General features: G+C 53.1%; 13 protein-coding genes. 3 read left to right on the forward strand and 10 right to left on the reverse strand.

Translation table 11 applies throughout. The features are described 5' to 3' along the window. Positions 1–39 precede the first annotated feature (39 nt). The 8 genes from DFER_RS10710 to DFER_RS10745 all read right to left on the reverse strand — a co-directional run bounded on the left by DFER_RS10710 (position 40) and on the right by DFER_RS10745 (position 8,180). Positions 40–669, reverse strand: a complete 630-nt coding sequence (locus tag DFER_RS10710) for an HD domain-containing protein (protein ID WP_015811651.1) — start codon at positions 667–669, stop codon at positions 40–42. Between the two features lie 55 nt (positions 670–724). Continuing rightward, positions 725–1,402: a ribose-5-phosphate isomerase RpiA gene (gene rpiA, locus DFER_RS10715; protein WP_015811652.1), complete on the reverse strand. Its 678-nt coding sequence runs from the start codon at positions 1,400–1,402 to the stop codon at positions 725–727. A gap of 85 nt (positions 1,403–1,487) precedes the next feature. Next, complete coding sequence (locus DFER_RS10720; protein WP_015811653.1) at positions 1,488–2,552, reverse strand: NADH:flavin oxidoreductase/NADH oxidase; 1,065 nt, start codon at positions 2,550–2,552, stop codon at positions 1,488–1,490. A 140-nt stretch (positions 2,553–2,692) separates the two neighbouring features. Then, a complete protein-coding gene (locus DFER_RS30365; RefSeq protein ID WP_222837328.1) occupies positions 2,693–3,646 on the reverse strand; it encodes a T9SS type A sorting domain-containing protein in 954 nt (317 codons plus the stop codon). 668 nt (positions 3,647–4,314) lie between these two features. Further along, complete coding sequence (locus DFER_RS10730; protein WP_015811655.1) at positions 4,315–5,028, reverse strand: hypothetical protein; 714 nt, start codon at positions 5,026–5,028, stop codon at positions 4,315–4,317. Positions 5,029–5,178: 150 nt separating this feature from the next. After that, the gene (locus DFER_RS10735; protein ID WP_143828711.1) at positions 5,179–5,721 is read right to left on the reverse strand and encodes a hypothetical protein; all 543 of its coding nucleotides are present in this window, start codon (positions 5,719–5,721) and stop codon (positions 5,179–5,181) included. Positions 5,722–5,876: 155 nt separating this feature from the next. Continuing rightward, a complete protein-coding gene (locus DFER_RS30100) occupies positions 5,877–6,308 on the reverse strand; it encodes a carboxypeptidase-like regulatory domain-containing protein (protein WP_041734947.1) in 432 nt (143 codons plus the stop codon). Between the two features lie 156 nt (positions 6,309–6,464). Then, positions 6,465–8,180, reverse strand: a complete 1,716-nt coding sequence (locus DFER_RS10745) for a T9SS type A sorting domain-containing protein (protein WP_015811658.1) — start codon at positions 8,178–8,180, stop codon at positions 6,465–6,467. A gap of 269 nt (positions 8,181–8,449) precedes the next feature. Here DFER_RS10745 and DFER_RS10750 point away from each other — a divergent pair, with 269 nt between their 5' ends. Together DFER_RS10750 and hmpA are read left to right on the forward strand one after the other, a co-directional pair. Next, positions 8,450–8,887 carry an RrF2 family transcriptional regulator gene (locus tag DFER_RS10750; protein ID WP_015811659.1) on the forward strand — a complete coding sequence of 146 codons (438 nt, stop codon included), beginning with the start codon at positions 8,450–8,452 and terminating at the stop codon, positions 8,885–8,887. Between the two features lie 55 nt (positions 8,888–8,942). Beyond that, positions 8,943–10,145, forward strand: a complete 1,203-nt coding sequence (hmpA, locus tag DFER_RS10755; protein ID WP_015811660.1) for an NO-inducible flavohemoprotein — start codon at positions 8,943–8,945, stop codon at positions 10,143–10,145. Between the two features lie 25 nt (positions 10,146–10,170). On the opposite strand, the gene DFER_RS10760 is transcribed toward hmpA, so the two are convergent. Further along, positions 10,171–11,679 (reverse strand): glycosyltransferase family 39 protein, encoded by a 1,509-nt coding sequence (locus tag DFER_RS10760; RefSeq protein WP_015811661.1) that lies wholly within the window; start codon positions 11,677–11,679, stop codon positions 10,171–10,173. Positions 11,680–11,809: 130 nt separating this feature from the next. Here DFER_RS10760 and DFER_RS10765 point away from each other — a divergent pair, with 130 nt between their 5' ends. Beyond that, positions 11,810–13,405, forward strand: a complete 1,596-nt coding sequence (locus DFER_RS10765; protein ID WP_015811662.1) for an FAD-dependent oxidoreductase — start codon at positions 11,810–11,812, stop codon at positions 13,403–13,405. Between the two features lie 58 nt (positions 13,406–13,463). On the opposite strand, the gene DFER_RS10770 is transcribed toward DFER_RS10765, so the two are convergent. Continuing rightward, positions 13,464–16,910 carry a ThuA domain-containing protein gene (locus DFER_RS10770; RefSeq protein ID WP_143828712.1) on the reverse strand — a complete coding sequence of 1,149 codons (3,447 nt, stop codon included), beginning with the start codon at positions 16,908–16,910 and terminating at the stop codon, positions 13,464–13,466. Positions 16,911–16,937: the final 27 nt, after the last annotated feature.

Here is a 16,937-nt window from a genome sequence, read left to right on the forward strand (position 1 = left end):
TCCGACGGCTTTTGTATTTTACTTAAAATCAAATAATTATTAACCCAAAACACGGGTGCGTATTGCTACCGTGTCCGCGCCTGCCGCGCGCATTTTCTGGTCGGCCTGCGCTTCGATCAGGTCCTTTAACAGTTCCAGGTTGGCATCGAATGCCACGTGCCGGCCCATCATGAACGACAGGTCATATTCAATATCCTCCCAGGTGCTGATGTCGGCCTCGTTGTGCTGCAACTGCACTTCTAGCTTGTCGAATGCATTCGCCACGCGGGCCGTATAGGTGATTTTTTCTTCAAATTCGAACCACAATTCATAGATCTCCTGTCCCAGCGGCTCGCCCAAACGCATGCGCAGGCTCTCGATCGCCTCGATTTCACGCTGCTGTTTGATCAGTTTCAAAGCGGGATTGCGCATCATTTCCGTCACCGGCACGTCACCTGCTTCGGCTTCGATGAGGTCGTGGATGATAATCATTTTCAATAACTTGGCCATGTCGATCGACTTGTCCAGGTAAGGCTCCATGAGCACGGCCATGAGCGACATGCGCCAGGTATGCTCGGCCACGCTTTCCTGCCTGCCGCTGGAAGTGTAGCTATGACGAAGTTCAAATTTCAGCCGCTCCGCAAGGCGCAGGACGTCGAGAACGGCTTGGAGTTGTGGGATTGTAACCATTTGCAACAGAATGTATTTACTTCCGCAAAGATACGCAATGCGGGCGGGCAAGTCGCTATTTTTCGAACGTGATGGTCGTGTCGCCGACGCCCATGATCACCTTTTTGGCGATGTTGATAAACAGCCCATGTTCCACCACGCCCACGATCCGGATCAGCTGATCGGCCAGCAAAGCAGGGTCTTGTATCAGCCCGAAATCGCCGTCGATCAGCAGGTTGCCCTGCTCTGTAACGAGCGGTTTGCCATCCGCCAGGCGGATTTTACCCAAACCGTTCAGCTTTCCGATCTGCGCCAGCACGTAATTCTGTGCATAGGGAATCACTTCGATCGGCACGGTGAACTTGCCGAGCAGTTCCACTTTTTTAGTTGAATCGGTAATGATGATTTCGGCCTTCGAGAGCGAAGCCACTACTTTTTCTTTCAGCAAAAAACTGCCGCCGCCCTTGATGAGCTGCAAATCGGGCGTGAATTCATCGGCACCGTCGATGGTAATGTCGATCGAACCGACTTCCTCAATGCTGAGCAGCGGGATATTCAGCGATTCGGCCAGTGCACGCGTTTTTTCAGACGTAGGCACTCCCTGAATATCCAGGCCGTTTTTCACCAGTTCCCCGATTTCCGCAATGGCAATGTACGCGGAGCTGCCGGAGCCCAGGCCCACAATCTGCCCGTTCGAGAGGTATTTGACCGCTTCTTTCGCGGCCAGTGCTTTTTCGCTTTTTAGGTCTTTCATTATTTCCTCCCCTTTTTGTGGTGTTCAAAAGTGATTGCAAATGCGCCGCATTCGGTTATGCTTCCGGCACGCTCGCGCCCGGACATTACCATTTGGCCCTTTCATATTGCACCGGCCACGCGACGTTTTCCTTCAAATCGTGCGCGGCTTCCAGCGGAAAGTACGGATTCCGCAAAATCTCCCGTGCCATGATGATCATATCTGCATCCCCATTGACGAGGATCGTTTCGGCTTGCAGGGAATTGGTGATCAGGCCTACGGTGCCGGTCAGAATGCCGGTTTCACGTTTAATGCGCGAGGCGAACGGCAGCTGATAAGCCGGTCCGACCGTAATCTGCTGATGCGCAGCCAGGCCACCCGACGACACGTCGATTAAGTCAATGCCTTTTTCTTTGAGAATGGCCGCCAGTTGCACGGATTCGTCGATGTTCCAGCCGCCTTCGGCCCAGTCGGTTGCCGAAATGCGCGTAAACAGCGGCAGGTCAGCGGGCCATACGGTTTGAATACCCTCGATCACGCGTAGCAGCAGGCGAATGCGATTCTCGAAGCTGCCGCCATATTCATCGGTGCGGTGGTTGCTGAGCGGCGACAGGAACTGGTGCAGCAGGTAACCGTGCGCGGCATGTATTTCGATCACTTTGAAACCGGCCTGCAAGGCACGTTTGGCGGCTTCGGTAAAATCGGAAACGACTTTTTCAATACCCGCTTCGTCTAGCGCAACCGGCTTGGGATAGGTATCCGAAAACGGAACATCGGAGGCCGAAACCGTTTGCCAGCCTCCCGCGCTCGCGGGCACTTCCGCCCGACCTTTCCACGGTACGGCCGTGCTGGCCTTCCTGCCCGCATGTGCGAGCTGCACACCCGGCACACACCCCTGCTCGCTGATAAACGCGGTAATTTGCGAAAGCATTTCAATATGCTCGTCCTTCCATATTCCGAGATCTTCGGGCGAAATGCGCCCCTCGGGCGACACGGCGGTGGCTTCGGAGATGATAAGCCCGGCGCCGCCTACGGCACGGCTCCCCAAATGAACCAGGTGCCAGTCGGTAGCAAAGCCGTCGATAGACGAATACTGGCACATAGGAGAAACAACGATCCGGTTTTTGAACTGGACACTTTTAATAGTAACAGGAGAAAATAGCTTTGACATATCGGAGACGTTAGATTTGGCTAATATAGAAACTATTCGCAAAGCCCGTCCGTTCCCGGCCGACGATCAAAGCAATGGCAGAAGGAGGGAAAGAATCTGATCACCGACGCGCATCAACCTGATCTTCCGGCAGATGCCAATTACCTTTTAAGAATTACCCGGTTGATTTCCGAACCATCTTTCATACGGATTTTGACGATGTACCTGCCCGTCATCAGCTTTTTGGCATCATGGAGGTGCGCAACGCTATCCGCACGGTAAACGATTCGCCCTGCCAGGTCTGAAACTGTAATTTCCTTCACATTTGACTCGTCAACCGACAGCCTCAATGACATTCGGTCGTCGATGGGATTAGGAAAAATAGTGATTTGCGCGTCAGCAAACTGCACGCGCCGGATTCGGCTGTATGCATAAGAGGAATCCGAATCCATCATTTTCAATCGATAGTACGATATGCCCGGCAGGGGAAGCGAATCGACAAAAAGATAGTTCGAGACCGTTTCACCTTCATTCCTGGCTACTACCTTATCAGTTACCTGCCAGTCGTGTCCGTCCGGACTTCGCATAATTTCGAACCAGGCACTGTTCGTCTCGTTGGCTGTCGTCCATGTTAGTACCGCTTTGCCCTCCGACGGGCGGGCATCGAAAGTCGCCAGCGTTACTGGCAATGCGCGGGGGTCGGTTTCAGCGAAACATAATGCATATTCTTCGAAAAGGTGGTTGGCCATCAGCACGGAGCGCGGCACAAATGCATCATCCTTTTCGAGCGTAGCATACAGGATATCATTTCCCAAGTGAGCAAAGGCATGTTTCGTAGTGTCGTTCTGAAACGTGAGCAGGTAGTCACCTTCCCAAAAGCCCTGGCAGTCAATGGGATTGAAGGAATTATTATCTCCAATGAGCGTCAGCAAATCCGGACAATTGCTCACATTTACGGTTGCTGAGGCGGTCGACGTCAAATCGGGCCGCCCGGGATAACTTCGCTCACAGGTTACCCTGTATTGACCTGCGGTGTAGACGTAAAATGTAAAACTCGTCTGATCACTCATCAGATAACCCTCCTGGGTTTCCAGCGAGCCGAGTTTTTCTATCAATAACGTTTGACGATAATCCTGCCCCGTAGCGGACACATTCACCGTTATAGGAAACGACTGATCCGTCCGAGTTTCGGTAAAAGGGAAACAATAGCTTTGGCTGAAATAAATGTTTGGTGTTGGCGGGATGGGAGCGGCGGGGCAGGAAGGGTCAGGCGTTAGGATTCCCTCGGCAATGCCCATGACTCGCCAGGGTAGAAGTTGAGGTGCTACATGAAATCCGTTGCGATCAGTGGCATGGCCATAAACTGCCGAAAAAGGCATTTGAATTGGTAGCACGTCATGGACGTTTAATATCTCTCGTTCGTCCTGTGTGTCCCGTGGTCCGGTGAAGTCAATTGAGCTAAAAGTTGGTACGAAACAAAAGTCAAATGTTTTTGTTGCCAAAAATTTCAACACCCTTACGCTTATTGAAGACTTACCACCCGGCAGAAAATCGTCATTCAGCAGGCTGTCATACTTTACATCCTTCATCACAAATGTGGGAAACTTGGGAGGTATCTGCGTGATAAACAGCCTTGCAATGGATTTCTCGTCATTCAAAGCATTGGTATGCACATCGAAATGCGTACTCCGCCTGAACCCGGGCAACCATCCCAGCATGATCCGGTCGCCATAGTTGAATTCGTCAAAAAGGCTCCGGTCTTCCGCCGTCAGACTGCCCTCTATCATCGCGATATTATCGCATGTTGCAGGATATCCGCCGTGCCCCATTGCAGTAAGGGCGTCCTGAGCCTGATTTGAATGCTATGAGGTCCCGTTGCAGCAAACGAGTGGGTGATTACCTGCTCTTTCAAAGCATAACTCTTGTAACTCTTTCCATCGCCAAAATCGATTTCCAGTCCAATCAGGGACGGCTTATTGGATACTAGCAGTGCTTCGCCGATTTTGAAGCTGGCCTCAGCCTGATACAATGTTTCCTGTAATACGGAGGCATCAAGGAAACGGATCTTCTCTGCTACCTTCCCGGATGCCCTATTCTCCGGCGCGTGTTCCCCTTCTATGTCCATTATGCCGATTGGAATGATATCGGCCTCGCTATTGCTCCTCTCCTGGTCCCGCATCATCGACCGCCAGTCGGGGAACCGGCTCATCACACGCGGATGCGCGCCTTTGCGCAGGCGGTCGTACAGACTGAGCCATGCTTCGGGGTTGGTTTGTACCGGTTTGTCGTCGGCATGCGCTTTTCGATAGTAATCCAATTCACCGGGGGCAAACTCGACGCGGTTGAGCAAAATGTCAATTTCAGAACTTGCGGAATCGCTGGCTTCCGCAAAAGATATAGTCGATTCTGGCTGGGTATTTCCATAAACTGTTTCGCATATGCCAAGCAATAATGCAGCTGCAAACAAACACTTTCCGGTAGATAAAATCTTGCTCATTGGCCAATCCATTCAGATGAAATCCAAATAAAATGGCATCGGAAGCCGCGCATTTAATCCGATGAGCAACCGGAAGGAATCAATAATCAACCGAAAAATAACGCTTGCCAACTAAGCAATAAACAGGGTTTACAATCTTTATCAGGGAACTTATTTGAATAATTTAAAATCAAAATTAGCCTTCCAACCCGCTACTACGCTGCAACAGTTTTTTATTTTCTTTCCATCTTGCCATGCCTCTGCGACGCGATATTCTTTGGAGGAAACAGGGTCACTATCTAGTACAACAGAGCATTCAATTTGGCTATACCCCCGCGGCGCATCGACGGTCACCTCATATTTTCCTTCCTTGTCGGTATAGGCGTTGGTCAAAAACTTAGTTCTTACGAAGCCGTTCGAGGCAATGACCGAGATCCTCACACTATCCACCGGACCATACCCCGGCGCGGTAACAGTCCCGTAAATAGTAGTAATCCCTTTTAACCTGTCGCAACTCCCGAGCAACGTTCCAATTATCCAAAGGCAAAATGAAGCGCCGATGAACCGGACATTTATATTGGCAAATGGCTTTCTTATCATCTTCCATTCAGATTTAGTCAGTCTTAGCGGCGTATTTCCAAAAGCTGTTTCGCATATCCCAATCAATAACGCAGTTGTAATCAAACACTTTACGGTAGATAAAGTCTTGCTCATTGGCCAATCCATTTCAGATGAAATCCAAAAAAAATGGCAACGGACCCCGCGCATTTAATCCGATGAGCAACTGGAAGGAATCAATAATCAACCGAAAAATAACACTTGCTAACTGAGCAATAAATCAACCCATACAGTCTTTGAGAAGAGCATTTCTATTTGAACAATTTAAAGTCGAAGTTGGCCTTCGCTCCCGCTGAGACGCCACAGCAGGTGTTCAGTTTTCTACCATCTTGCCACGCCTCGCCCTTCGTGTATTGCTGGGTAGTCGGGCTACCATCAAGTATCAAATCACATTCAACACGGCCATACCCGCGTGGGGCATCCACCGTCACCCGATACTTTCCGTTTGCATCTGTGAGTGTTTCAGCTACAAATTTCGTATTTGTCATAGTCTGTCGGGCAATAAAAACAATCCTCGCACTATCGACCGGACCATACCCGGGCGCGGTAACAGTCCCGTAAATAGTAGTAATCCCTTTTAACCTGTCGCAACTCCCGAGCAACGTTCCAATTATCCAAAGGCAAAATGAAGCGTCAATGAACCGGACATTTATATTGGCAAATTGTACTCTTATCATCTTCATTCAGATTCAAAATTGACAATTGCCAAAAAGTAGACAACAAACCATTCACCGATTGCAAGGAATGTGCAACCGGCAGAAATGAATAATCAAGCGAATGGGACACGCCGCAAACCAGCTTGAAAGCCCGACCTACCTCTGAAAACCACCCCTACCAACTCAAAGAACCACGATCCGCTCCTTCTGCACCACGCCGTTCTGCAACGTAATATGCAACTGGTAAATCCCCGTCGCGAGGTTCCGAGTCGAGAGTGAATGCGGCACGTTGCGGGCTTCGTACACCGTTTTGCCCTCCGTGTTCACAATCCGTAGCAGCACTGCCTCCCGGTGGTTTGAGATGAAGAGTACGTCCGAAACCGGATTGGGATAAACGTTGCCTGCGTGGTTGTCGGCGAAACGGACGCTCACGATGCGGCTGTATGCGTAAGTGCCTTCCAGGCCGTTTTTGGGCCTGTCTTTCATTTTGAGGCGGTAATAGTTCAGCCCGCCGGCAGGCGCATTATGTACCCATTGGTAATGGACGAGTACATTGCTTTCGCCCTTCGCGCGGTGCTCGCCTGCCTCGTGCCAGGTTACGGCATCCACGCTGTGTTCGATCCCGAAGGCTTCGCTGTTGCTTTCCTCCGCCGTTGTCCATTGCAAAACAGCTGCGCGGCCTTCTTTATGGATTTTAAAATCGGCGAGGGTAACCGGCAGCGCGGAACAGGCCGCTTGTATCGCCGACTGATCCTCACACCCCGGCCCGTTGCCGGTAATGCTCGCCGTGTTGGAGCCGACAAACTCACATACCGCCGAAATGGCGCAATCCGATAAGCTGGCGTTGTTCCGGATCACCAGTCCGCCGATCGTGAGCGCGGCCGTCCGCGCGCCGGAATTGCTTCGGCCGTTACTTACATTGCTACCCAGCCCCGACAGGCTCGTCAACGCCGCATTGTCGCTGATCTGTATCCATCCGATGTTCGTCAGGTTTTCCAGCCCCGAAAGATCCGTCAGCAACTCGTTGCTCCGTATGATCATGTTCGTGGCCGAAGTAAGGCTGCTGAGCCCGGCAAGACTGGTGAGCCCCTTGCTCTCCCCGATCACCAGCCAAAACACCGACCCTACACTTTCCAGGCCCGACAGGTCGGTCATCAGGTTATTATCGCTGATGTATATTTCACTCAGGTACGTGAGATTGTCGAGTCCTTTCAGGCTGGTCAGGCCGGGATTCGAGCTCACGTGCATTTGGTAAGAAACGGATGTTAAGTTTTCCAGGCCGGAGAGGTCCGCCAGCGCGTCATTCCCTCCAATATTGATCCGGCTTACACCACTCAGCTTATCCAATCCCTTCAATGTGGCCAGGCGTACGTTCGACCCGATCGAAAGAATGTCCGAAACGCCTTCCAGGCTACCCAGCCCGGAAAGGCTTGCGAGCGAATCATTGTTGGTAATGTAAAATGTGGACGCATTGACAAGGCTGTCCAGCCCTTTCAGGTTATCGAGGTTTTTATTGAAACGAATGTGGGTAGTGCCCCAAACGGCTTTCAGTTTCTTGAAACCCGTCAGATCAGGCAGCAGATCATTGCTGTAAATGAGCAGATGCTGGGCGGAGGTGATGTTTTCCAATCCCGTAAGGCTGGCCAGCTTCGGATTGGCCTGGATCGTGAGCTTGCCATTCATGACCTCAATGTTCTGTAAAGGCGTAAGGTCGGTAATGTCGGAACCCGAAATGGTAATATCTCCGTTGATGGTTTTACATGAAGCATTAAAGGAATTAACGGCCGCCTGGGTGGTCAGTTTAAGATCGAAAACGTTACAAGACTGTGCGGTTGCGAAGGAGAAAAGGAAACCATGGGATACAAAAATCCCGATGAGACTGCGTAGCGCTCTTTTCATGTCAGTAAGTGATTAACGTTGAGTAATGGGCCTGAATATAATTGATTTATAGGGCAATAGTGATTGCTGACCACAAATTTTCGACCAACGACTAGCAACCTTTCGAAACGATTTCATTTCGCTGAAATCTGACGCTTTCAAGCGGCTTGCGGCAGCGCATTACCAAGCATGGATAAATTAATTTCCATAATAAAAGATAAAAAAGTCTTTATTGTTGGGTCAGCACTTACATTTGCATTCAGGTAAGCGGCGGTGTGCCGGATCAGACGATGGGAATATTTTCAAAAACGTGCGAATATGCGATCAGGGCGGTGTTTTACATTGCCCAAAAATCGGAGGAAGGCCAGAAGGTCGGCATCCGGGAGATTGCCCTGCATATCAACTCGCCTGAGCCGTTCCTGGCAAAAATCCTTCAAAAGCTCAGTAAAGATGGCCTAGTGCTGTCGTCGAAAGGCCCGCACGGAGGATTTTACCTCGATCCCGGCGGACTGCAACGTTCCCTGGCCGACATTGTCCAGGCCATAGAAGGTGACAGCATTTTCAACGGGTGCGGAATGGGCCTCAGCTACTGCTCCCAGGCCAACCCCTGCCCTTTGCACAACGATTTCAAGAAAATCCGGAATCAGATTGTGATCATGCTGCGCAATACTTCGATCGGCAAGTTCAATGAAGGGCTCATCCAAGGGCAGCTTACCCTGAACAAATAAAAATTTTTTACCCAAATAAAGGATAAAAAAGTCTTTTATTCTAAATCTCAACATTATGTCTCCACAACAAAAAGAACTCGTAAAAGCCACAGTTCCCGTACTAAAAGAGCATGGCGTGCTGCTCACCACCCACTTTTACAACCGGATGTTTACCCATAATCCCGAATTGAAGCATCTTTTCAACATGGGTAACCAGCAAAACAAGCGCCAGCAAACCGCCCTGGCAATGGCCGTGCTGGCCTATGCCGAAAACATCGAAAATCCGGCTGTGCTGCTGCCGGTGGTGGACACCATCGGGCACAAGCATGCAAGCCTGCACATCCGCCCAGAGCATTATGCGATCGTGGGAAGGCACCTCATCGCCTCCATCGGCGAAGTGCTGGGCGATGCCGCCACACCCGAATTGCTCGAAGCCTGGACCATCGCCTACAACCAGCTGGCGGCGCTCATGAGCGGACACGAGCAAAAGCTGTACGACCAAAAAGTGGCATTGCCAGGCGGCTGGTCGGGCTGGCGGCCATTTGTGGTGCGCAAAAAAGTGAAGGAATCGGAGGAGATCACCTCGTTTTACCTCTACCCGGTCGACGGCGGTGCGGTGGCAGATTTCCAACCCGGCCAGTACATCAGCATCCGGCTGTTTCTGCCTGAAATTAACCTACAACAACCGCGGCAATACAGCCTGTCGAGCGCACCGAACGGTGAATTCTACCGCATTTCGGTGAAACGCGAGGCCGGCAGCGTGCATCCCGACGGTATGATCAGCAACCGCCTGCACGATTTCGTCGAGCCCGGCGACGTGGTGGACCTGTCGGCCCCTTCGGGCAATTTCACATTGCAGGCAGAAAGCGGAAGACCAAAAGTATTCATCAGCGGCGGTGTCGGACAAACGCCATTGATCTCAATGCTCGAAGCCCTCGTACGTGCAGACGCCACCACGCCCATTACCTGGGTACACGGATGCCGTAACGAGCAGGTTCATGCATTCAAAACCGACCTGCAAGCCATTTCCGACCAGGTGGCACACGTTGAAAAACACTTTTTCTACGATTCGGCCGAGCAGCTTTCGGCGAATGAATACCTCGGCTGGGTGTCGCTGGACCAGCTCCCTGCCGAAGCCCTGCACGCCGATGCGGAATATTACATTTGCGGGCCGGGCGCGTTCATTCGCCAGCATTACCGTTTCCTCGTCGATCGTGGCATTGACCAATCGAACATTCATTTCGAAGAATTCGGGCCATTATCGCTGTCGCTGAACTAACCGTGCAAGGGGCTTCGGCCCCTTGTTACCATCGTTCCTCCGCAATTTCCTTTTCCAGCCGGGCATTCACATCGACCCGCGCATCCAGGAATACAAACACCACCGTTCCATGCTCCCGGGCAAAGCGGTTCGTCACCGAATCTGCCGCGTAACCGGTTGCGAACAGCGGACCCGTTTCCTTCATCTCTTCCTCTCGTTCGCCGCCGGTTTTAACCCTGATCAGGTGCTTGTACCGTTGGTTCAGGTCGAACCAGTTCACATAATCCGCATTGAAAGTGACCGCCTTTACGCCCATTTTCGAGTAATAGTTGATCGCCCCGGCCTGGCCGTAATTGTCGCAGAGCACGATCGTACTTTCCGGGTCCGGTGCGGCGGCGTAGGCCGCATCCACTTTGGCTGCCAGCTCACGCCAGCCCAGCATATCGGCAAAATCCTGCGGAAGCTGGTGATCCTTCCCATCCTCCCAGCGCAGCAACCCCAGCTTCCGGTAAGGCTCGGGATTCGTCACGATCCGTTCGGGTGTTTTGTTGGGAAATGCAACCTGCAACAATGGAATGAACAGCACAACGGGCAACAGTACAAACGCGCCCCGCAGCCACCTGGCTCTCACCTGGGCAGCAATGTAAACGGCCCCAAAAGCGATGTAAACGGGGTAAATGCCGATCGCATAATAGCCCTTCGCGCGGAGGTAGGTGAAAGTTGCAAGCGTGATGACAATGGTAAAAAAGAATAACCGGTAGCGCACAAATGCCGCGTGCGAACACAATGCGAAGAGCCCCGCGGCGATCACCGGAAGCGCTCCTGCGAAAAACAGCAGCTGTTCCTTCAGGAAATCCATGCGGTTGACATTCACCAGCTGCGTTTCGGCCAATGCTTGCATGTGGTGAAGCACGGGAAAATTATTCCGGTACTGCCAGATCAGGTTTGGCGCGATGAGCAGCAATGCCAGCAATAATGCCAGATAAATGTGTTTGTTGAGCAAAAGGTGTCGCTGCGATGTGAGCAAAATCGCCGGCAGCAGGCCTACCGCTGCGAATATGATGTTGTATTTATTTAAAAAACCCAATGCGAAAACCGCTGCCAACCCGTACAGCCAGCGCCGGTCGGTGGATGCGATAAAGCTTATCAGCAAATAATACAGCGCCGTCCAGCATAGCACATCGAAAGAATTGGGCTGAAAAAGCTGATTGAGCCGCAACAGCACCGAAAACAGCATACACGACGCCGCAAGTCCGCAGGCATACAACCCGCCCCCAAGCCGCTCCACGGTTTTCCAGACCACCAGGATCGTGAGCGCGCCCCACAGCGCCGGGAAGAACCGCACCACCCATTCGCCCTTGCCCAATGCATGGATAAGCCACGCAATCCAGGACGTCACCGGCGGCACCGACACGAAGCCCCAGGCCAGGTGATTGCCCTGATCGAGGTGCAGGTATTCATCGCGATGCAGCTCGTACTCAGGGATAATGAGGAAATATTGTAACAGAAATTTCAGGACGATCACCGTCAGGAGCAGCGTGTTTCTCTGGTTCATAGCTAATTCAAAATCATAGGTCAAAAGAATGCGACATGGTTCGGCTACTGCTATCCGCGGGTGGTTCGTGCTTTTTCGGCAACCCTGGCATGGAATTTGTCCTTGAAGCACCCAAAAAAATCAGCAAACCATGAACTCGATACCCAATCACGACCATACATCCGCCTCGCTTTCAGACGAAAAGCAAGCCGAGCGCGATGGCGCCAACAACAGCCTTTGGCAGACCAATGTCACCGCTCAGCCCGCTGGTAACCAGCCCGGTAGTAATGCGCCGGTATATGACGTGCTCGTCGTCGGAGCAGGCATTACCGGCCTCACCACCGCATTGCTGCTTCAAAAGGAAGGCCGCAAATGTATCATCGCCGAAGCGCATTCGCCGGGATACGGCACTACTGGCGGCACTACGGCCCACATCAACACCTTTGCCGACACCACGTACGCGGAAGTGGAAAGCGATTTCGGCCAGGACGAAGCCCGGCAATTTGCCGGGGCCATCGCAGAATCAGTGGCGCTCATTCATCATATGGTGGAAACGTATCAGATCGACTGCGATTTTGAATGGAAGAACGGCTATGTGTATTCAGAAACAGACGATGAAACGAAGCAGCTCGACGATCTTTACCAAAGCGCACTCCGCGCGGGCGTGGCAACCGAGCCCGCACACGATGCTCCGGCGCCGTTACCATTTCAAAAAGCAGTCGTTTTCAGTAAACAGGCGCAATTTCACCCATTGAAATACTTGCAGGGACTGCAAGAGGCATTTACAGAACTGGGCGGGGTGATCGTGGAAAACACGCTGATCGACCAGATCGATTCCAGCGACGAATACCACACGGCGCGCTCGGGCGAGCGGGAGATCAGGGCGAAATCCGTGGTATACGCCACGCATATCCCGCCCGGAGGCATTAATGTGCTGCATTTCAGGAATGCGCCCTACCGCAGCTACGTGATCGCCGCCACATTGAAAGATAACGCCTACCCCGACGCGCTGATTTACGACATGCAGGAGCCCTACCATTATTTCCGCACCCACACCATCGACGGACAAAAGTACCTCGTGGCAGGAGGGCACGACCACAAAACCGGCCACGGCGATCCTGAACAGGCATTTGCGGATCTCATCGAATATACCAAAAAGTGCTATCCCGTGGACCAGGTAAGCACCCGGTGGTCGGCACAATATTACGTCCCTGCCGACGGCCTGCCTTACATCGGCCAGTTGCCCGGAGCGTCCGGCGGCATTTACGCGGCCACCGGATACAATGGCAACGGGATCATTCTCGGAACGGTGGCGGCCATTGTGCTTAACGAGCTCATTTCGGAGGGCACCAGTCCGTATGAAAAGCTCTTTGATCCCGCCCGCGTGAAACCGGTGGCGGGGTTCACCGAGTTTGTGAAGGAAAATGCGGACGTCGCCGCGCGTTTCGTAGCCGACCGGTTTGGACTGGAACAAATCGAATCGTTGGGAGAAATCGCAGCCGGAACGGGCAAAATCATCGAATACGAAGGCCAGAAGCTGGCAGTGCATAAGAAAGACGACGGCGAACTCACCGTGCTCGACCCTGTATGCACACATGCAGGGTGTATCGTACAATGGAACAATTCGGAAAAGAGCTGGGACTGCCCTTGCCACGGTGCGCGGTTCAACTGCCACGGCGAAGTGCTCACCGGTCCCGCCCGGAAGCCGCTGGAACACGTGGAAGTAAAGCAGCCTTCCGCTTCCTGAAACACGAATGGCGGCCCGGTTTCACGGGCCGCCATTTTTTAAGCAATAGCCGATCGCATTACTGCGCTGCCGAAGCCAGCACTGCCTGTGCACTCATTACAACCATCAGACTACCGGATGATTTAGAAGGGTTTACAAAAATCATATACACATCGTGAGACTTGCCGTCGGCGGTATGCTTCACGGGAATATCCAGGGTGGATGGTTTGAAATCCAGCTTATCGGACGGTTCGAGAAACTCCGACTCCCCTATTACTTTGCCGGTGGGGCTATCGAGACGCAGCTCTATTTTACCACCCGCCGCATTCAGCTGCGGCTTAGGGGCCATGGCCATGATACGGAATGCCGATACGCCGTTCAGGTCGACCTGCTTCAAGCCCATGTAAGCGCCCGATTTGGCAGGAATAGCGAGGTTATTTCCGCCGTAAGACATTTTGTTGACATCATCATACACATCAAAACTATGCACGTCCATTGTCGCATTGCGTAGCACGAATGTATGCTCCGACCGCAGCGCGGGCAGGCCTTTCGCCCCATTGTCCTCGTACGCCGCGCGCACCACGAACACGCCCTTGCCTTTGTCGCCATTCGGCAATGCGGCGGTGTAGCTTCCCTTCACAGGCAGCGAGGCTTTGGCCGCGGCGTCGCCGGTGAGGCTCAGGATGTATTTCACCATTTCGGAAGCGTCGGTGGTCGAGAGTTGCGGGTGTGCCGCCATGGCGGTTTCGCCCCAAACGCCGCCACCGCCGCTGATCACCTTGCGGGTGAGGGTTTCCAACGCGGAGCTGTTGCCTTTGTATTTGCGGGCCACATCGGCATACGCAGGGCCAATCGACTTTTTGCTTACGCTATGGCAAGCCTTGCAGTCGCTTCCTTCGATCAGCTTTTTACCCGTTGCGAATTGCGCCGCCGCGTCCGCCGAGCGGTGTCCGCGGGCAATCGCCACCTTGTCGAATCCCTCGGGCAGATAGTCGATGTTTACAGCCACGCGGTCCGCGTCGATGCCGCTTCCAAGCGTGCCGTCCTCCTTGTCTTTCACCTTCACATCATATTGAAAAGGCTTTCCGGCTACGAAAAATGATTTGTTGGCGCCGGGCATATCCAGGCTCAGTACCGGTGCTTCGTTACCCACCGTCACATCCAGCGACTGCGTGGAAATGCCGCCTTTGCCGTCGTTCACGGTCAATGCGGCTTTGTAGAGGCCGGTTTTAGTGAGCGTCAGCGCTGCGTCTCGGGTGTTGATGGTTTTGGTAAAACCGTTTTTGGAAGTGATTTTCCATGAATATGTCAATGCATCCCCGTCGGCATCGTCGGTACCCTCTGCGGTAAGTTTCAATGCCAATGGTGCCGAACCGCCCAGCTTATTGGCGGCCATTTCGATTTTCGGCTTGCGGTTGCCGCCATTGTATTCAATGCGGATCAGGCGGGCGTCGTCGTTGGCGCTGAACCAGCCCGAGCCGTATTCAAGCATGTATAAATCGCCGTTTTGTGCAAATTCCATATCCATCGGATTGGAAAACTTATAGCTGGGCATGAAACGCTCCATCGAAGCATAATTGCCATCTTTATCCATCGTCACGGCCATGATCCAGCCGCGCATCCATTCATACGCCAGCAGCTTGCCATTGTAGTAAGCCGGAAAAGCGCCCGGCGCATTCTTGAAATCGTCCGAGTAGAACACCGGCCCGGCCATTGCATTGCGCCCGCCCGCCCCTACCAGCGGAAATTCCGGCGAGGCGTCGTAGGGATACCATATAAATGCCTTCTGTGCAGGCGGCAGCACTTTCAGGCCCGTGTTGCTGGGCGACTGGTTGGTCGGTGCGGCCACGTCCCACTTCTCCCCCGACCGGCTCGCTGCGAAGTCGTATTTGTTATAGGCCTTATTATCGCCTACAAAATGTGGCCAGCCGAAATTGCCGGCCTTGCGGGCCTGTCCTACCTCGTCGTGACCGGCTGGGCCACGGTTGGCGTCGGGCTTGGCGGCGTCGGGGCCCACCTCTCCCCAGTATACGTAGCCGGTACGCTGGTCCACCGAAATGCGGAAGGGGTTGCGGTGGCCCATGGTGTAAATCTCGGGCCGTGTATTGGGCGTGCCGGGAGGGAACAGGTTGCCTTCCGGAATGGTGTAAGGAGTGCCGTCGGGCTGCGGTTTAATGCGGATAATCTTTCCGCGCAGGTCGTTGGTGTTCGCCGACGATTTCTGTGCGTCCCACGCCTCGCGGCCGGGGCGCTCATCGCTCGGGCTGTACCCGCTGGAGCCGTGCGGATTGGTGTTATCGCCAGTCGAAAGGTACAGGTTACCCTCCTTGTCCCAGGCAATGGAGCCGGCTGTGTGGCAGCATTCTTCGCGCTGCGTGGGCACGTCGAGCAGCACTTTACGAGAAGACATATCGAGTTCATCCCCTTTCAGTTCGAAGCGTGCGAGCACGTTTTTCGACTCGTTCGGATCGGAATAATAGAGGTAAATCCAATGATTTTGTGCAAAATTCGGGTCTTTGTTCAACCCCAGCAAACCATCCTCGCCCATCGACTCCTTGCCTTCCTTGCTGACATAATGCGTACTCACCGGCAGTTTGGCAATCGTTTTAAGCTCCCTGGTTTTGAGGTTATACAAACGCACCTCTCCTTTCCGCTGAATAATCAGGATTCTGCCGTCGCCAAGCACGCTCAGCTCCATTGGCTCGTCCAGCTTTTCGGCCAGTATCACCTTCGAGAAGCGGTTTTCCTCGGGCCGCGCCTTCGAGAAATCGACCGGCTTGGGAGCGTCGCCGCCCATGGCGTAGTGAATGCCCGCCCAAAGGTGGTTCAGGAAAAGCGGCTCTGCGAATGTTTCGTCGGTGTGGCCCATTGCGGTGTAAAACGACCGGCCACCGTCGAACTCCTGGTACCAGCTCATCGGGTGAAAATCCGGGTTTTTACCGCCGGTGTAACTCTTTTCGTCGATCGCAAGCACGACATTGATTTTGGGGGAAATATTCTTGAAGCTGTAAAACTCGTCGCTCCGCTCAAACTCATCGGGCATGCCGCGGGTAGCCCAGTGGTCCTTTTTCGTTACGATAAACTTTCCTTTCTGCACATTATCTGGCATGGGATGATCAAGGAACCAGGCGCCCGCAAGCGCGCCGTACCAGGGCCACTCGTATTCCGTGTCGCTGGCTGCGTGAATGCCCACATAACCGCCTCCGGCCTGAATGTAGCGCTCAAACGCATTTTGCTGCTCCGGATTGAGGATATCACCGGTAGTATTGAGGAAAATCACGGCCTGGTATTTTTTCAGGTTGTTTTCCTTAAACTGGGCTGCGTCTTCCGTAAAAATGGCCTGAAAGCCCTTTTCGGTACCCATTTTCGTGAGCGCCTTCTGGCCGGCCTCAATCGACGCGTGCCTGAACGCCGCCGTTTTGCTGAACACCAGCACGCGCAGCCTGGGTGCCTGGGCCAAAACCTGGCCCGCGAACAGCCATGCACAGCATAGCAGCACGAAAGCGCCCCGTAATTGTTTCTTCATCTGGTTCATCGTTTGAATTTATGACCA

Source organism: Dyadobacter fermentans DSM 18053, from assembly GCF_000023125.1.
Taxonomy (GTDB): Bacteria; Bacteroidota; Bacteroidia; order Cytophagales; family Spirosomataceae; genus Dyadobacter; species Dyadobacter fermentans.